Genomic DNA, 14,117 nt, shown 5'->3' with positions numbered 1-14,117 from the left:
CGCCGGTGCGCTGCCAAGGGCGATGTGACGCCGCCGAATCCTCGTTTCGGCGGCTTTCCGGATAGGCTATGCCTAAATCTGTTTCAAGACTCTCGAGGAGTACGTGACGTGCGTTTCACTGCGACGAACCGGGCCCAGCGCGGCAAACTGGCACTGACGGCTGCCGCCCTTGGCATCGGGCTGCTGACGTCGGGCTGCGGGTACATCAATTCCCAGCAGACAAACGAGCAGTACCAGGCGTCGGACGGCATTGTCACCGACCTCGGCCCCCTCAAGCTGAGCAACTTCTTGATCGTTTCCAACGGCGAGGACGAGCCGGGCCGGGTCATCGGTGCCGTGTACAACTCTTCGTCCCAGGACGTGAAGCTCACGGTCAACGGCGCCGAGGGCTCACAGACCGAGATTCCGGTCAAGGCGAACTCCTACGTCCTGCTGAACAACGAAACCGATGAAGCGGTCCTGAGCACCACCGGCGGCATCCCGGGCTCGCTGGTGGATATCAAGATCACCGAAAGCGGCACCAACGTCAGCAACACCGTCAAGGTTCCGGTCCTGGACACCACCTTGCCGGAGTACAAGGAATACCTGCCGGCCGGAAGCACCCCGTCGCCTTCCCCCACGCCGTCACCCACGGCCTCCGAGCTTGGCGGCGGCACCGGCCACTAGGCCGCACAGCAAGCCACATGCAAAAGGGAGGGGCCTGCCGGCCCCTCCCTTTTGTATGTCCTGTGATACGGTCATGGACCCGCGGCGCCCCTACGGCTCGAACTTGTAGCCGAGCCCGCGCACAGTCACCAGGTACCGCGGTGCGGAAGGATCGGGTTCGATCTTGCCGCGCAGCCGCTTCACGTGGACGTCCAGGGTCTTGGTGTCGCCCACATAATCCGAGCCCCACACCCGGTCTATAAGCTGGCCGCGGGTCAGCACCCGGCCGGAGTTGCGCAGGAGCATCTCAAGCAGCTCGAATTCCTTCAACGGAAGCAGGACCTGCTCGCCGTCCACGCTCACCACGTGACGCTCGATGTCCATCCGGACCGGGCCGGCCTGCACCGTGGAGGAGATCAGTTCTTCGGGCTCGCCCTGGCGGCGCAGCACCGCCCGGACCCGGGCCACCAGCTCGCGGGACGAATAGGGCTTGGTGACATAGTCGTCAGCCCCCAGTTCCAGCCCCACCACTTTGTCGATTTCCGAGTCCTTGGCCGTCAGCATGATCACCGGGACGCTGGATCGCTGCCGGAGCTGGCGGCAGACCTCCGTCCCGGACAGGCCCGGGAGCTGCAGGTCCAGGAGCACCAGGTCGGCGCCATTGCGGTCGAATTCGGTGATGGCGTCCAGGCCGTTGTCCACCACCTCCACTTCGAAACCCTCTTTGCCCAGCAAATAGGACAAGGGATCGCTGAACGACTCCTCGTCCTCCACAATCAAGATCCTGCTCAAGCGCTAGCTCCTCGTTCTTTTGCGCCGGCGGCGCGGGGTACCTGGGTAAGTGTTGGCTGGTCGGTCCGCTGTCCTGGCTGCTCCTGCCCAGGGGCGGCCGCGGGCGGAACGTCGTCACCGCCGTCGTGCCCTTCCATCTCGGGCAGGCGGAGGGTGAAGGTGGATCCCTGGCCGGGCTGGGACCAGACGGTCACCTCGCCGCCATGGTTGGAGGCGACATGCTTGACGATGCTCAGGCCCAGGCCGGTACCGCCGGTGTGGCGGGACCGCGCCGCGTCCACACGGTAGAAGCGTTCGAAGACGCGTTCCTGTTCTTCCGGAGTGAGGCCCTCGCCCTGGTCCGTGACGGAGATGGAGACGAGCCCGTCCCGGGACCGGACACCAATGCCCACCCGGGTGTTGGCCGGCGAGTACCGGATGGCGTTGTCGATGAGGTTGCGCAGGGCGGTGACCAGCAGGTCCTGGTCGCCGAACACCTTGCCCTCGGTCCGGCCGCCCACCACGATCCTGATGTTCTTGCTTTCCGCGGGCAGCTGGGACCGGTCCACCGCCTCCGCGATCACTGTGTTGACGTCCACGGGGCCGCCCTGCTGGATGACGCTGGCTCCCTGCAGGCGCGACAGTTCGATGATGTCCTGCACCAGCGCGGCAAGCCGGCCGGATTCCTTGTGCATCCGCTTGGCGAAGCGTCGGACTGCCTGCTCGTCGTCGGCGGAGGATTCAAGGGCCTCGGCGAGCAGCGAGATGGCGCCCACCGGCGTCTTGAGTTCATGGGAGACGTTGGCGACGAAGTCGTTGCGGATCTCCTCCGTGCGGGTGATCTCGGTGCGGTCGTCTGCGAGCAGGAGAATGTATTCCTCGCCGAGCATGGCTGCCCGCACCTGCACGATGATGGTTCCCTGTCCCAGCGGCCCGCGGGGCAGTTCCAGCTGCTTCTCCAGGATGACGCCGTCGCGCCGGACACCGGCCGTCATGTCCAGCAGCTCCTTGTGGACCACGGTATGTCCGCGCACCAGGCCGTAGGCGTAGGCTGCGGGGCTGGCACGGACCACGCCGTCCACCGTGTCAACCACCACGAAGGCCCGCCCGATGATGGCAAGTACTTCCGCGGCCCCGGCAGGCAGTGCCAGCTCCTCTGCGTCGATGTCCAGCAGCTGGCGCTGCTTCTCGCTGACCCGGAAGGCGAGCACGCCAAAGGTGCCGAGCGCCAGGCCGACGAGGCCTGCAACCAGACCGATGAGCATAGGATCCACAGGTCCACCTTATGCGCTTGCCGGGGCCCATCCGGCGCGTCCGGACCCCCTGCGACCACGGTTCAACTAACGTTCACCTTCAAGGGCCCAACCGTTTACCGGATACTGGCAGAGTAACCAGTTGGAGTGCCGAACGGCCACACGATTCCTGCTGCCCGGAAGCGGGCCCGGCAGGGGTTTCAAGGAAAGGACGCCTACGTGCGTAAGGTTTTTCAGGAAGAACTCACCGCGGTCGGTGACCAGCTGGTGGAGATCTCCCGCCTGGTCAGCGAAGCGATGGACAAAGCCACCACCTCCTTCGAAGTGGCGGATGTGGACCTCGCCCAGGATGTCATTGCCGCCGACGCGCGCATTGACTTCCTGCAGAACAGCCTGGATGAGCGGGCCATCGACATCCTGGCGCTGCAGGGCCCGGTGGCCAGCGACCTGCGGATGATCGTGGGCTCCCTGCGCATGAGTGCATCGCTGGAGCGGATGGGCGATCTCGCCCGCCACGTCGCGCAGCTGGCCCGCCTCCGGTTCCCGTCCACGGTGATTCCGGCGTCCATGACGGAGACGTTCAAGCAGATGGCCGAGCTGGACAAGGAAATCGCTGCCAAGCTCACCGTCCTGCTGGAGACCCGCGACCTCGAAGTGGCCCGGGACATCCTGAAGGCCAACACGGTCATCAACGACCTGCACCTGAGCGTCTTCAAGGCGATCGCCGCGCCGGAGTGGAAAGAGTCGCCCGCCACCACCGTGGACGTGGCCCTTGCCAGCCGCTACTTCGAGCGGTTCGCGGACCACGGCGTTTCGGTCGCCCAGAAGGTTACCTATCTGGTGACCGGCGCATGGCAGCCGAACGGCATCGAGCACAGCTGACCGCCACGTCCTTAAGAGCGACGGCGGGCTGGCCACCAAGGGTGACCAGCCCGCCGTCGTTGTTTGCTGCCCTATTTCTTGCCCTGGTTGGCGACCGCCAGGATGGCTTCCTCGGCAGCTTCGGGATCGAGGTAGGTGCCGCCCCGCTTGATGGGCTGGAAGTTCTCGTCCAGGTCGTACACGAGCGGGATGCCGGTGGGGATGTTCAGGCCGGCGATGGCTTCGTCGCTGATGCCGTCGAGGTGCTTGACCAGTGCGCGGAGCGAGTTGCCGTGCGCGGTGACCAGGACGGTCTTGCCGGCCTTCAGGTCTTCTTTGATGTCCGATTCCCAGTACGGGAGCAGGCGGACCAGCACGTCCTTCAGGCACTCGGTGCGGGGAAGCGCGTCACCGAGGTCCGCGTAGCGCGGGTCGTGGGCCTGGGAGAATTCGGAGTTGTCGTCCAGGGGCGGCGGCGGGGTGTCGTAGGACCGGCGCCATTCCATGAACTGCTCCTCGCCGTACTCGGCCAGGGTCTGGGCCTTGTCCTTGCCCTGCAGGGCGCCATAGTGGCGCTCGTTCAGGCGCCAGTCGCGCTTCACCGGGATCCAGCCGCGGTCAGCCTTGTCCAGGGCGATGTTGGCCGTGTTGATGGCCCTCTTCAGCAGGGAGGTGTAGAGCACATCCGGGAGCACGTTGTTCTCCACCAGGAGCTCACCGCCCCGTGCTGCTTCCTCGCGGCCCTGGTCGTTCAGGTCAACGTCCACCCAGCCGGTGAACAGGTTCTTGGCGTTCCATTCGCTGTGGCCGTGGCGCAGCAGAATCAGCTTGTAAGTCATGATTTTCATCCTAGCCGAGCGCCGTTGCCGCCCGCCCAGCGTTACAACCCGACGGCGGAGGAGCCTCCGCTGCCGTGGCAACGGTAAGGTGGGTCGGTGGTTCAAAAGGCTGAACGGGTGGCCGCCCCGCAGATCACCGGCAGGAACACCGCGGGCCGGCAGGGCCGGCCGGTGGGCAACGTTACCCGCGGCACCACCAATCCGAACCGCATGCGCCGCCTCGACCGCTGGCTGACCGGACCCCAGGCCTGGCGCCTGCGGTCCGCGGCTGACCCGCTGGTGGTGGACCTGGGCTACGGGGCCACGCCGGCCACCGCCGTCGAACTGTATGAACGGCTGGCCGCCGTCCGGCCGGACGTCCAGGTCCGCGGCATCGAGATCGAACCCTCACGCGTCCAGGCCGCCCTGCCCCTTCAGCGGCCGGGCCTGAGCTTCCACGTGGGAGGCTTCGAACTTCCCATCCCCGGCCGCCCCGTCCTGGTGCGGGCCTTCAATGTGCTGCGGCAGTACGAGGAGGCGGACGTGGCGGGCATCTGGCGGCTGGTCCAGGACCGCCTCCCGGACAACGGCCTGTTCATTGACGGGACCTGCGATGAGATCGGGCGGCGGGTGACGTGGGTGGCGCTGGACGCCGAACGGCCCCTGTCACTGAGCATTTCAGTCCGCTTCGGCAGCTTCGACCTGCCCTCGGACGTGGCCGAACGCCTGCCGAAGGCGCTCATCCACCGCAACGTTCCCGGCGAGCGGGTGCACGGGCTGCTGCAGGCGATGGACCGCTCCTGGCTGGAAGCCGCTCCCCTGGCGTCGTTCGGCAACCGGCAGCGCTGGCAGGGCATGTGCCGGTCGTTGCGCGACGCCGGCTGGCCGGTGCAGGACGGACCGGCCCGGTGGCGTCTTGGCGAAGTGACGGTGGACTGGGAAGCGGTGGCTCCGCGGCCTTAGCCGGATGGGCCCACGCCGGCAGGGGTCCCTGGGCGAGCTTGCGAGCCCGGGGGCCGGCGGTGGGCCCACGCCGGCAGGGGTCCCTGGGCGAGCTTGCGAGCCTGGGGGCCGGCGGGGATTACCAGGGACCGTAGGGGCCCATGTTGCGGCTGCCGCCACGGCCTGCGTCCTTGACCGCCGGCCGTACGTCAGCAAGGTACACAGAGGCGGCCACCACAGCGGCAAGCCCGAAGAGGCCGAGGGTGCCGAAGATACCGCCGCCGCTGCCGAACAGTGAAATGACGCCAACAAAGGCCGCGCCGCCGGTCAGTGCCAGCCAAAAGGTCTTGGTCCGCTTGCCGGTTGCCTCGAAGGCGTTGGCGCGGTGCCGCGCGCAGTCCACCACGGCCCAGAGCTCAAGGCCCAGTGCCACCAGGGCAAGGATAAAGAACACTGCCGTTTCAACAGGCCGAATAATCAGTTCACCGTCCACAACCCAAGCCTAGCCTCCCAACGTGTCCAGCGCCTGCTCCAGGTCGGCCCAAAGGTCTTCGACGTTCTCGATGCCCACGCTCAGTCGGACCAGGTTCTCCGGGACGCTCGTCGGCTCGGCAGCATGCCGGCGGCGGCGTTCGATCAGGGATTCGACGCCGCCGAGGGACGTGGCCGGCAGCCACAGCTCCAGGGCCTGGACAAGCTTGTCCGCTGCCCCGGCGCCGTCCAGTCCCCCGGCAGGGGCCACCTGGATGCAGACGATGGATCCGAATCCCTTCATCTGGGCTTTCGCCCGCTCATGCCCCGGGTCAGCGGGCAGCCCCGGGAACCGGATGGACTCGACCCGGGGGTGGTTGCTGAGCCGCTCCGCGAGGATCATTGCGGACTGCTGTGACCGTTCCACCCGGAGCGCGAGCGTCCGCAGGCCCCGCAGGGCCAGCCACGCTTCGAAGGGGCCGGCAATGCCGCCATGGATGGTCCTGTTGTGCAGCAGGGCCGAGCGGATGTCAGGGTTTGACGTCACCAGGGCGCCAAGGACGACGTCGGAATGGCCCGCCAGGTACTTGGTCACCGAATGCAGGACGACGTCGGAGCCGAGGGCCAGCGGTTGCTGCACCAGCGGCGTGGAGAAAGTATTGTCGGTGACCACGATGGCACCTGCCGCGTGCGCCGCCTCCGTGAGTGCCGCGACGTCGGCGATGCCGAGCATCGGGTTGGTGGGGCTCTCCAGCCACAGCATCGCCGCGGGGCGCGCTCCGGGACCGCCCGGTGCCAGCGCAGCCTTGACAGCGGCGGTATCGGCGATGTCCACGGCGCGGAGTTCGACAAAGCCCTTCTGGGCCAGCTCCGAGGCCATCACCAGGGTCCCCGAATAGCTGTGGGTGGGCATGACCAGCGCTCCGCCGGCGGGAATGAGCGACAGGGCGGAGCTGACGGCGGCGAGGCCCGAGGAGTACAGCAGCCCGGGCAGTTCGGCTCCTTCGAGCCGGGCGAGTGCCTCTTCGAAGGGATCCCACGTGGGGTTGGAGTAGCGCCCGTAGCCGCGGTCGCCGGTATCGAGCGAACCCGTGCCGAAGTAGGTGGATGAAAGGACCAGGGGCGGGTTCACGGGCATGTCCCGTTCCCGCGGGGGACGTCCGGCCGCAACCACCACCGTCTCTGCTGACAGGTCGGCCGCGTGCTGTTCGGAAAGACTCATGGTCAAAAGCGTACTGGCCCGGCAGCCATGTTCCCGGAAGGGCATGGCAGGGCCGGCAGGCCTGTCCACATGCGCGGTTCCGCAATCGTTGATTGGCCCTGGCGGTCGGTAGTCTTGAGGTGTGAGCACACAAGGGTCCGGACTTTTCATCGCGTTTGAAGGCGGCGACGGTGCCGGCAAATCAACGCAGGCGGCCCGGCTCGCGGAAGCGCTTGAATCCCGGGGGCTGACGGTACTCCGGACCCGGGAGCCGGGCGGAACCGCCATCGGTGAAAAGTTGCGTTCCCTGGTCCTGGACCATGGCCACGGGCACATTGATGCCCACACCGAAGCGCTGATTTTCGCCGCCTCGCGGGCGGCGCATGCCACCCAGGTGATCCGGCCGGCACTGGAACGTGGCGAGATCGTCCTGACGGACCGCTATATCGATTCCTCCGTCGCCTACCAGGGCGCAGGGCGCAATCTCGGCACGGACGCCGTCCGGTCCTTGAACGAGTGGGCCACGTCCGGGCTGCAACCGCACCTCACCATCCTGCTGGACGTTGACCCGGCAGTGGGGCGGCAGCGCCGCACCGCCGGTGACGCCGCTGAAGACCGGCTCGAGTCCGAGGCGGACGAATTCCACGGCCGCATCCGCGAGGCATTCCTCGGACTTGCCCGCAGCCGCCCGGACGCCTACCTGGTGCTGCCCGCCCGGCTCCCGGTCGGGGATCTGGCGGCACAAATCCTGGAGCGGGTGGACGCCCTGCTGGCAGTCAGCCCAGTCGCCCCGGCAGGTGCGGTTTCCTCCCTTGGCGCCCGTGGCGGCGGTAACCCATGACCGTGTGGGACGACCTCCAGGGCCAGCCCGCCGTCGTCGAACAACTGCGCCAGGCGTCCAGCGGTGACAGCCTGACCCATGCCTGGCTGTTCACCGGCCCTCCGGGATCTGGACGCTCGAATGCGGCCAAGGCGTTTGCCGCTGCGCTCAACTGCGACCAGGAGGACGTGAACCTGCGCGGCTGCGGCACCTGCCAGGCCTGCCACACCATCCTGGGCGAAACGCATTCGGATGTAACCTTCGTCCGGACCGAGAAGGTCACCATCACCATCGACGAGGCGCGTGAACTGGTGGCCACCGCCGGGAACCGGCCGTCGTCCGGGCGGTGGCGGATCATCGTGGTGGAGGACGCGGACCGGATGGCGGAGCGGACCACCAATGTGCTCCTCAAGGCGATTGAGGAGCCCACGCCGCGCACCGTATGGATGCTCTGCGCACCCTCCCCCGCGGACGTGCTGGTCACCATCCGTTCCCGCTGCCGGAGCGTGGCGCTGCGGTTGCCGCCCGCCTCGGATGTTGCCGCCCTCCTGGTTAAGCGCGACGGCGTCGATCCTGCCCTTGCCGAGCGCGCGGCCCGCGCCGCGCAAAGCCATGTCGGCATTGCCCGCCGCCTGGCCAGGGATGAGGCGGCCCGGGAACGCCGCCTCGAAACCGTCCGGTTCCCGCTCGGACTGCGGGGCGTCACGGCGGCCGTGATGATGGCGGACAAGCTCGTGAAAATCGCCACCGCGGAAGCCGCCAGCTCCAATGAGGAGCGCGACGCCGCGGAGAAGGCCGCGCTGCTAGCCACGCTGGGCGCACCGGAGTCCGGAACCCTTCCCCCGGCCATGCGAAGCCAGGTGAAACAGCTTGAGGACGACCAGAAACGCCGGGCGAAACGGTCCATCACCGACTCCCTGGACCGGACCCTCACCGATCTGCTGTCGTTCTACCGCGACGTGCTGATTATCCAGCTCGGGAATGCTGTGGAGCTGGTAAACGTTGAGCTGAGGAGCGAATTGGAGGAGTTCGCCAGCCGCTCAACGCCGGAAACCACCCTGGCGCGGATGGACGCAATCAACAAAGCCCGTGAACGCATCACCACCACCAACGTTGCCCCGCTGTTGACCATTGAATCCATGGCAGCCAGCCTGATCTAGCCCTCCAAGGAGACCCGATGACTGCCCGCCCCCTGCCCGCACGCCCCCGGTCCCTGGCGACCGGGCTCCGTGCCGCCGGCGCCCTGGTTCTTGCCATGGTGCTGGCTTCGTGCAGCCTGCTCAACGGCGGAGACCGCACCCAGGAGACGGCAACCGCCAAGGCCGATCCTTCCATCGTGGCCTCCGCCCCTTCCGGGCTGGAGCGCTTCTACTCGCAGGAAGTGGTGTGGGAGCCCTGCGAGAACGAGTTCCAGTGCGCCAAGGTCACCGTTCCCATGAACTATGGGGATCCCGACGGCGAGACCATCCAGATAGCCGCCCTGAAGGCTGCCAGCACCGGCAAGAAGACCGGCAGCCTGCTGGTCAACCCTGGAGGGCCCGGGGCCTCCGGCTACGACTTCGTCAAGGACGCAGCCACAACCCACTTCTCGCAGCCGGTCCGGGACGCGTATGACCTGGTGGGCTTCGATCCCCGCGGCGTGAAGCGCTCCGCGCCCGTCACCTGCCTGACCGATGCCGAGCGGGATGCCGCACGGGCCAAGATCTACGACCTGGAAACGGATGAGGGACTGGCAGCTGCCCGGGCCGACAACAAGGCGATCGCGGACCAGTGCGCCGAGAAGACCGGCGAAGTCCTGGCACATATCGACACCCAGAGCGCAGCGAAGGACCTGGACATCCTCCGCGCCGTGGTCAATGACACCAAGCTGAACTACCTGGGCTACTCCTACGGCACATTCCTGGGTTCCACTTACGCCTCCCTTTTCCCGGACAACGTGGGGCGCATGGTCCTGGACGGTGCCCTGGATCCCTCCATCAGCAACGAGGAGCTGACCAGCGGACAGGCCCGCGCCTTCGAAAAGGCCATCCGGGCCTACGTTGCCAGCTGCCAGCAGCAGGACGGCTGCCCGCTGAGCGGTGACGTGGACTCCGGCGTGGAGCAGATCCGCGATCTCATCGCCGCAGTCAAGGAGACGCCGCGGACCGCTAAGGACGGCCGCGTTGTTAACGCCACGATGTTCGTGAGCGGCCTGATCACCCCGCTCTACAATGACCAGAGCTGGCCGGCCCTCACCCAGGCACTTGAAGCGGCGATGACAGGCGATGTGAGCCTGATGCTGCGCCTCGCGGACCTCGGCGCCGACCGGTCGTCCAACGGCTCGTACACATCCAACTCGACGTTCGCCTTCAACGCGATCAACTGCCTTGACTACCCCATGGAGTCCGACCCGGCAGCCATGCGCGCCGAACAGCAGCGCCTGATGCAGGAGTCACCCACGCTTGGTTACTTCTTCGCCTACGGCGGGACCAGCTGCCAGGACTGGCCGCACAAGAACGTCCGGACGCCCGCCCCGGTTGAGTACACCGGCGAATCGCCCATTGTGGTGATCGGCACCACCGGCGACCCCGCCACCCCCGTTGAATGGGCGTCGTCGCTGCGGAAGCAGCTGGGAAATGCCACGCTCATGACCTGGGAGGGTGAGGGGCACACTGCCTATGGCCGGGCCAACAGCTGCCTGGAGGATCCTGTCGACAGGTACCTGGTGAGCGGAGAGGTACCCGCCGACAACACCGTGTGCTGAACACCTCAGCTGCGGCCCCCGCGCCATTTTGACCCGGGCGCGGGGACTCTATTACAGTTGACTCTTGCATGAGGGACCCGGTTCCGCCGGAAGCTTCATGTATGCTTCCTTAGCTCAGTCGGTAGAGCGTTTCACTCGTAATGAAAAGGTCATCAGTTCGATTCTGATAGGAAGCTCGGGATAAACCCCGGACAGCCCCTAAATGCAGGGGTTTCCGGGGTTTTTCGCTGGTTAAGCAGCAGATACTGCCTGGAATCCATGGACGACTTCCAGGCCTCAGGCGATGACCTCTGCCCATAAATACGTGAGCGGCTTGTACACATTGCTAAGCATGCTTATTATGGTTTCAGTCGAATGGGGATTTGGCTGTGAGGGGAGTCGGAAAGGGTGCGCCTTGCGAACGGGCGCACCCTTTCCGCGTCTCTGGGCACCGCCTGAAGATTTCATCTTCTGCAAAATTCCGGCGCTGACGGTGCGGAGTTTCACCCGGGCCTCCCGGTGCTGCAGTCCTAGACTTTGGCCATGCACCCCTTAGCGGCGATCGGCCTGGTGTTCCTCACCGGACTTGCCTGGACGGTGACCGTCCTGACTCTGTTGATCGCGTTGGCCAGGGCCCGCCGACAGACGGATGAAGGCCAGAGCCGGGAGAGCCAAAGCTCGGATGAAGGAGCACTCTCAGACATAGCAGATGCCGCCTGAAGCACGTCAGGCCTTGGTCCAGATAGGGTGCCGGTCAAATCGCACGATGGTATCCGTCACGGCCAGCCCAGGCCAGCCCTACTCCCCCAGGGCTCTCCTCATCACCACGCGCGGCCATGCAGACAGGCCGTCCGCAGCTTCCACCAGAACCAACCGCCGGATCCCCGCCGCCCACAACCGCTCCGGCACAACGGTGAAGCCCAGCCGTTCGTAATAGGGCCGGTTCCAGGGGACGTCCCGGAACGTTGTCAGGGTCAGTGCCTCGAACCCTTGCGGCGCGGCCCATGAGGCAACCTCATCAATGAGGGCACTGCCAATGCCGTGGCGCGCGTACACCGGGTGCACCGTGACCTGTGCGATGTGGGCATTGCCGTCAACCTGGTCCACCAGAATGTAGGCGACAGGCCGTTGCTCCGCAGCTGTACTGACCCAGCACGTCCCGGCGGCTACATACCGGCTGAGCTCCTGCACACTGGGCGGGTCGTCATCTGCGATGGCGTGCATCCCGAGGGTACGGAAGGCCTCACCGGCGGCGGTCTCGATGTTCCGCAGCCGCTCAACGTCCTCCAGCCGGGCTTTTCTGATCACGCCCCCAGTCAAGCACGCCACATCCGCCAGCGGGGTTGTGCAAGGCCGCCCCGGCGCGTGGCAGCCGGCACGTATTGCCCCGCGCTGAATCAGGTACTGGATACTCGGGCGCCGGCCGGGTGCGCGGACCTAAAGTGGTGAGCGGAGCCGGCGACGAGGGTGTACGTCTGAGACCGCGTATGCCTCCCCCAGCCGCCGTCGGCTCCTCCACCGCTTCCCCTCCCGACTGAGGGTTGTACCTCCCGTTTGTGTCCGGACTGCCGGGGCCGCCGCCTATGATGGCGGACATGGATGAGCAGGCCCTGGCGGACATCGCGAACGAGCTCTACGCCGTGCCGCTCGAGGAATTCGTGGCGGCACGCACGGCCGCGGCAAAAGAGGCTGCCGGGGCCGACAAGGAGCTGGCTGCAGCCGTCAAAGGATTGCCCAAACCTTCCGTCGCTGCCTGGGCGGTCAACATGCTTGCCCAGCACGAGCCGGACGTCCTGGCGGAACTGGCCGACCTCGGGTCCCGGATGCGGGACGCACAGGCGTCACTCGACGCACAGTCCCTCCGGGAACTGGGACGCGAACGCCGCACCATGCTCGCCTCCGCCGTCGACACTGCCCGGTCCGTCGTCCAGCAGCAGGGCCGGGTGATCAGCGACACCATTGCCGCCGACGTGGAGGAAACGCTCCGTGCCCTGACCGCGGACGAAGGTGCAGCGGAGGCCGTCCGCAGCGGGCGGCTCCTGAAGACACTCTCGGCGGACGGGGTGAGCGCCGCGGAGCTGGAGGGCACGGTGGCCGTACCCGATGCCCTGCCTGCGCCATCGGCTTCCCCGCCTCGCCGGCCTGCACTGGCGTCCGTACCGGCCAGGAAGGAACGTCCGACGCCGGAGCGCACCTCCCGGCCAAAGGCCACCAAACCCCGGCTTGAGGCGGTCCGGCAAACTCCCCGGCCCGCCTCGCCGCCTGCGCTGGAAAAGGCAAAGGCCGCCCTCGCCGAAGCGCAGGCGGAAGAAGCAAGGACGAACGGCCTGGCGGAGGAACTGCAGGAGCAGGTGGAGGAAACCCGCTCCGAAATTGACGCCCTGGTGCAAGAGGCTGCCGAACTCCGCGAAAGGTTAAAGGCTGCGGAGGAGCAACTGGACCGTGCCCGCAAGCAGCTTGCGGCCACCGCGGCGGAAGCGAAACAAGCCCTGCGGGAGGCGGACAAGGCAGGCCGGACCGTGATGCTCGCCCGGGAACGTGTCCTCCGGCTCAGCAGCTAGCAGGTTTTGCGGCGGGACTGTCGTGCACCGGCGGCGTCCAAATCCCTGGGGACCTATGCCCCTGCCACTGCGTGCCGTCAGCTGCGAGTGTGTAAGGGTGCCCGCTTGGACACAGCACTCTTGGAGGGACCATGAAAATAAAGGCACCGCTGGTCGCCCTGCAGTTGCTTGTGGGATGTTTCGCTGTCGCGGGAGGCTGGTTCATGCTGGCCGGCGCCATGGAGCTGCAGCAGGACTGGCTGCAGCACACCCCCTTCACTAACTGGACAGTGCCCGGCATCGCACTGCTCCTTCTGCCCGGGGCAGGAGAGCTGCTCGCCGCCACCGCTGTACTGGTCCGGTGGCGCTACGCCCGCGCGGTGGCGATTTTCTCCGGGCTCGGATTGGTGGCGTGGATCCTCGTGCAGCTGGTTTGGATGCAGGTCTTCCACCCTGTGATGCACCCGCTCGTGGGGGCCATCGGAATCATCATTTCGGTCCTGGCCTTCATGCTTCCCCGGGAAGCCGGCGTCGGCAGCCGGAGGTACACGCCAGGGCGCGTGCATCCAGAACCTGGCTCGTAGCCTGCCGGCTGGCACCGCCCTGCGGGCAGGTGCACCCCCCTGGCAGAATCACGTACCGATTACTCGGGTGCCGGGCGCGCCCGGACCGTACCGTAGTGAGCGGAGCCGGCGACGAGGGCGTCCGTCTGAGACCGCGGACGCCTCCCCCAGCCGCCGCCGGCTCCTCCAATCCACAACACGCGGGGCTGTTTCCAGGAATTGTCGGACCCCGGTTGCAGACTGGATTCATGGAAAACCACACCGTTCAGGAATTTCACGTCACGTATTTCGACGCTGACTGCGGCCGGTCGCGGGCCGAAATCTTCGACACCTACGCCGAGGCCCAGCGCTTCGCCAACAAGTACTGCAGCGGTGAAGACGGCTGGGCTGTCATTGACGAGGTCACCGTCGAGCACGTCCGCCTCGCCGCCTGATCCGGTACCCGCCTTAAAGCAGGAACCCGCACTGCCCTCAATGCAGGGCAGCGCGGGTCCGGTACCGCCGTCAGCC

General features: G+C 66.7%; 16 protein-coding genes and 1 tRNA gene. 11 read left to right on the top strand and 6 right to left on the bottom strand.

The genetic code is table 11. From position 1 onward, the window contains the following. Positions 1-108 precede the first annotated feature (108 nt). Positions 109-666: a hypothetical protein gene (locus tag ACJJV6_RS11720; RefSeq protein ID WP_009357289.1), complete on the top strand. Its 558-nt coding sequence runs from the start codon at positions 109-111 to the stop codon at positions 664-666. A gap of 90 nt (positions 667-756) precedes the next feature. Here the strand turns inward: ACJJV6_RS11720 and ACJJV6_RS11715 are convergent, their stop codons facing one another. Together ACJJV6_RS11715 and ACJJV6_RS11710 are read right to left on the bottom strand one after the other, a co-directional pair. After that, positions 757-1,437, bottom strand: a complete 681-nt coding sequence (locus ACJJV6_RS11715) for a response regulator transcription factor (RefSeq protein WP_079598280.1) — start codon at positions 1,435-1,437, stop codon at positions 757-759. Beyond that, positions 1,434-2,681 carry a cell wall metabolism sensor histidine kinase WalK gene (locus ACJJV6_RS11710; RefSeq protein ID WP_009357291.1) on the bottom strand — a complete coding sequence of 416 codons (1,248 nt, stop codon included), beginning with the start codon at positions 2,679-2,681 and terminating at the stop codon, positions 1,434-1,436. The genes ACJJV6_RS11715 and ACJJV6_RS11710 overlap by 4 nt, the downstream gene beginning before the upstream one ends. A gap of 207 nt (positions 2,682-2,888) precedes the next feature. Between ACJJV6_RS11710 and phoU the strand changes: the two genes are divergently transcribed. Then, positions 2,889-3,551, top strand: a complete 663-nt coding sequence (gene phoU / locus ACJJV6_RS11705) for a phosphate signaling complex protein PhoU (protein WP_009357292.1) — start codon at positions 2,889-2,891, stop codon at positions 3,549-3,551. A 71-nt stretch (positions 3,552-3,622) separates the two neighbouring features. Here phoU and ACJJV6_RS11700 read toward each other — a convergent pair whose 3' ends face one another. Then, on the bottom strand, positions 3,623-4,369 hold the full coding sequence (locus tag ACJJV6_RS11700) for a phosphoglyceromutase (RefSeq protein ID WP_009357293.1): 747 nt from the start codon (positions 4,367-4,369) through the stop codon (positions 3,623-3,625). Between the two features lie 96 nt (positions 4,370-4,465). On the opposite strand from ACJJV6_RS11700, the gene ACJJV6_RS11695 reads away from it, so the two are divergent. Further along, entirely contained in the window at positions 4,466-5,311 is an 846-nt protein-coding gene (locus tag ACJJV6_RS11695) for a hypothetical protein (protein WP_035752271.1), read from the top strand. Positions 5,312-5,429: 118 nt separating this feature from the next. Here the strand turns inward: ACJJV6_RS11695 and ACJJV6_RS11690 are convergent, their stop codons facing one another. Together ACJJV6_RS11690 and ACJJV6_RS11685 are read right to left on the bottom strand one after the other, a co-directional pair. Next, the gene (locus tag ACJJV6_RS11690; RefSeq protein ID WP_009357295.1) at positions 5,430-5,783 is read right to left on the bottom strand and encodes a DUF2516 family protein; all 354 of its coding nucleotides are present in this window, start codon (positions 5,781-5,783) and stop codon (positions 5,430-5,432) included. 9 nt (positions 5,784-5,792) lie between these two features. Then, positions 5,793-6,983, bottom strand: a complete 1,191-nt coding sequence (locus ACJJV6_RS11685; RefSeq protein ID WP_354176497.1) for an aminotransferase class I/II-fold pyridoxal phosphate-dependent enzyme — start codon at positions 6,981-6,983, stop codon at positions 5,793-5,795. 121 nt (positions 6,984-7,104) lie between these two features. On the opposite strand from ACJJV6_RS11685, the gene tmk reads away from it, so the two are divergent. The 5 genes from tmk (at position 7,105) to ACJJV6_RS11660 (ending at position 11,224) form a co-directional block, all read left to right on the top strand. Next, a complete protein-coding gene (tmk, locus tag ACJJV6_RS11680; RefSeq protein ID WP_009357296.1) occupies positions 7,105-7,803 on the top strand; it encodes a dTMP kinase in 699 nt (232 codons plus the stop codon). After that, positions 7,800-8,942, top strand: a complete 1,143-nt coding sequence (locus ACJJV6_RS11675; RefSeq protein WP_009357297.1) for a DNA polymerase III subunit delta' — start codon at positions 7,800-7,802, stop codon at positions 8,940-8,942. The genes tmk and ACJJV6_RS11675 overlap by 4 nt, the downstream gene beginning before the upstream one ends. A gap of 17 nt (positions 8,943-8,959) precedes the next feature. After that, positions 8,960-10,525: an alpha/beta hydrolase gene (locus ACJJV6_RS11670; RefSeq protein ID WP_354176494.1), complete on the top strand. Its 1,566-nt coding sequence runs from the start codon at positions 8,960-8,962 to the stop codon at positions 10,523-10,525. 103 nt (positions 10,526-10,628) lie between these two features. Continuing rightward, positions 10,629-10,701: transfer RNA gene (locus tag ACJJV6_RS11665), tRNA-Thr, on the top strand. A 346-nt stretch (positions 10,702-11,047) separates the two neighbouring features. Further along, positions 11,048-11,224 carry a hypothetical protein gene (locus ACJJV6_RS11660; protein ID WP_354176492.1) on the top strand — a complete coding sequence of 59 codons (177 nt, stop codon included), beginning with the start codon at positions 11,048-11,050 and terminating at the stop codon, positions 11,222-11,224. Positions 11,225-11,302: 78 nt separating this feature from the next. Here ACJJV6_RS11660 and ACJJV6_RS11655 read toward each other — a convergent pair whose 3' ends face one another. Continuing rightward, the gene (locus tag ACJJV6_RS11655; protein ID WP_407708994.1) at positions 11,303-11,812 is read right to left on the bottom strand and encodes a GNAT family N-acetyltransferase; all 510 of its coding nucleotides are present in this window, start codon (positions 11,810-11,812) and stop codon (positions 11,303-11,305) included. A 287-nt stretch (positions 11,813-12,099) separates the two neighbouring features. On the opposite strand from ACJJV6_RS11655, the gene ACJJV6_RS11650 reads away from it, so the two are divergent. The 3 genes from ACJJV6_RS11650 to ACJJV6_RS11640 all read left to right on the top strand — a co-directional run bounded on the left by ACJJV6_RS11650 (position 12,100) and on the right by ACJJV6_RS11640 (position 14,041). Beyond that, positions 12,100-13,065: a hypothetical protein gene (locus tag ACJJV6_RS11650; protein ID WP_354176490.1), complete on the top strand. Its 966-nt coding sequence runs from the start codon at positions 12,100-12,102 to the stop codon at positions 13,063-13,065. Positions 13,066-13,196: 131 nt separating this feature from the next. Continuing rightward, positions 13,197-13,628 carry a hypothetical protein gene (locus tag ACJJV6_RS11645; protein WP_009357300.1) on the top strand — a complete coding sequence of 144 codons (432 nt, stop codon included), beginning with the start codon at positions 13,197-13,199 and terminating at the stop codon, positions 13,626-13,628. Positions 13,629-13,855: 227 nt separating this feature from the next. Further along, positions 13,856-14,041, top strand: a complete 186-nt coding sequence (locus ACJJV6_RS11640; protein ID WP_035752274.1) for a hypothetical protein — start codon at positions 13,856-13,858, stop codon at positions 14,039-14,041. Positions 14,042-14,117: the final 76 nt, after the last annotated feature.

Source organism: Arthrobacter nitrophenolicus, assembly GCF_045833485.1.
GTDB classification, from domain to species: domain Bacteria; phylum Actinomycetota; class Actinomycetes; order Actinomycetales; family Micrococcaceae; genus Arthrobacter; species Arthrobacter nitrophenolicus.
The sequence above is the reverse complement of the archived record's forward strand: the minus strand, read 5'-3'. Positions and strand labels throughout refer to the sequence as shown.

Bases quoted from the DNA above. Each gene is read 5' to 3' on its own strand.
- ACJJV6_RS11670 (WP_354176494.1), top strand. From the start codon at position 8,960: ATGACTGCCCGCCCCCTGCCCGCACGCCCCCGGTCCCTGGCGACCGGG.
- ACJJV6_RS11675 (WP_009357297.1), top strand. From the start codon at position 7,800: ATGACCGTGTGGGACGACCTCCAGGGCCAGCCCGCCGTCGTCGAACAA.
- ACJJV6_RS11645 (WP_009357300.1), top strand. From the start codon at position 13,197: ATGAAAATAAAGGCACCGCTGGTCGCCCTGCAGTTGCTTGTGGGATGT.
- ACJJV6_RS11660 (WP_354176492.1), top strand. From the start codon at position 11,048: ATGCACCCCTTAGCGGCGATCGGCCTGGTGTTCCTCACCGGACTTGCC.
- ACJJV6_RS11710 (WP_009357291.1), bottom strand. From the start codon at position 2,681: ATGCTCATCGGTCTGGTTGCAGGCCTCGTCGGCCTGGCGCTCGGCACC.
- ACJJV6_RS11700 (WP_009357293.1), bottom strand. From the start codon at position 4,369: ATGACTTACAAGCTGATTCTGCTGCGCCACGGCCACAGCGAATGGAAC.
- ACJJV6_RS11685 (WP_354176497.1), bottom strand. From the start codon at position 6,983: ATGAGTCTTTCCGAACAGCACGCGGCCGACCTGTCAGCAGAGACGGTG.
- ACJJV6_RS11650 (WP_354176490.1), top strand. From the start codon at position 12,100: ATGGATGAGCAGGCCCTGGCGGACATCGCGAACGAGCTCTACGCCGTG.
- ACJJV6_RS11640 (WP_035752274.1), top strand. From the start codon at position 13,856: ATGGAAAACCACACCGTTCAGGAATTTCACGTCACGTATTTCGACGCT.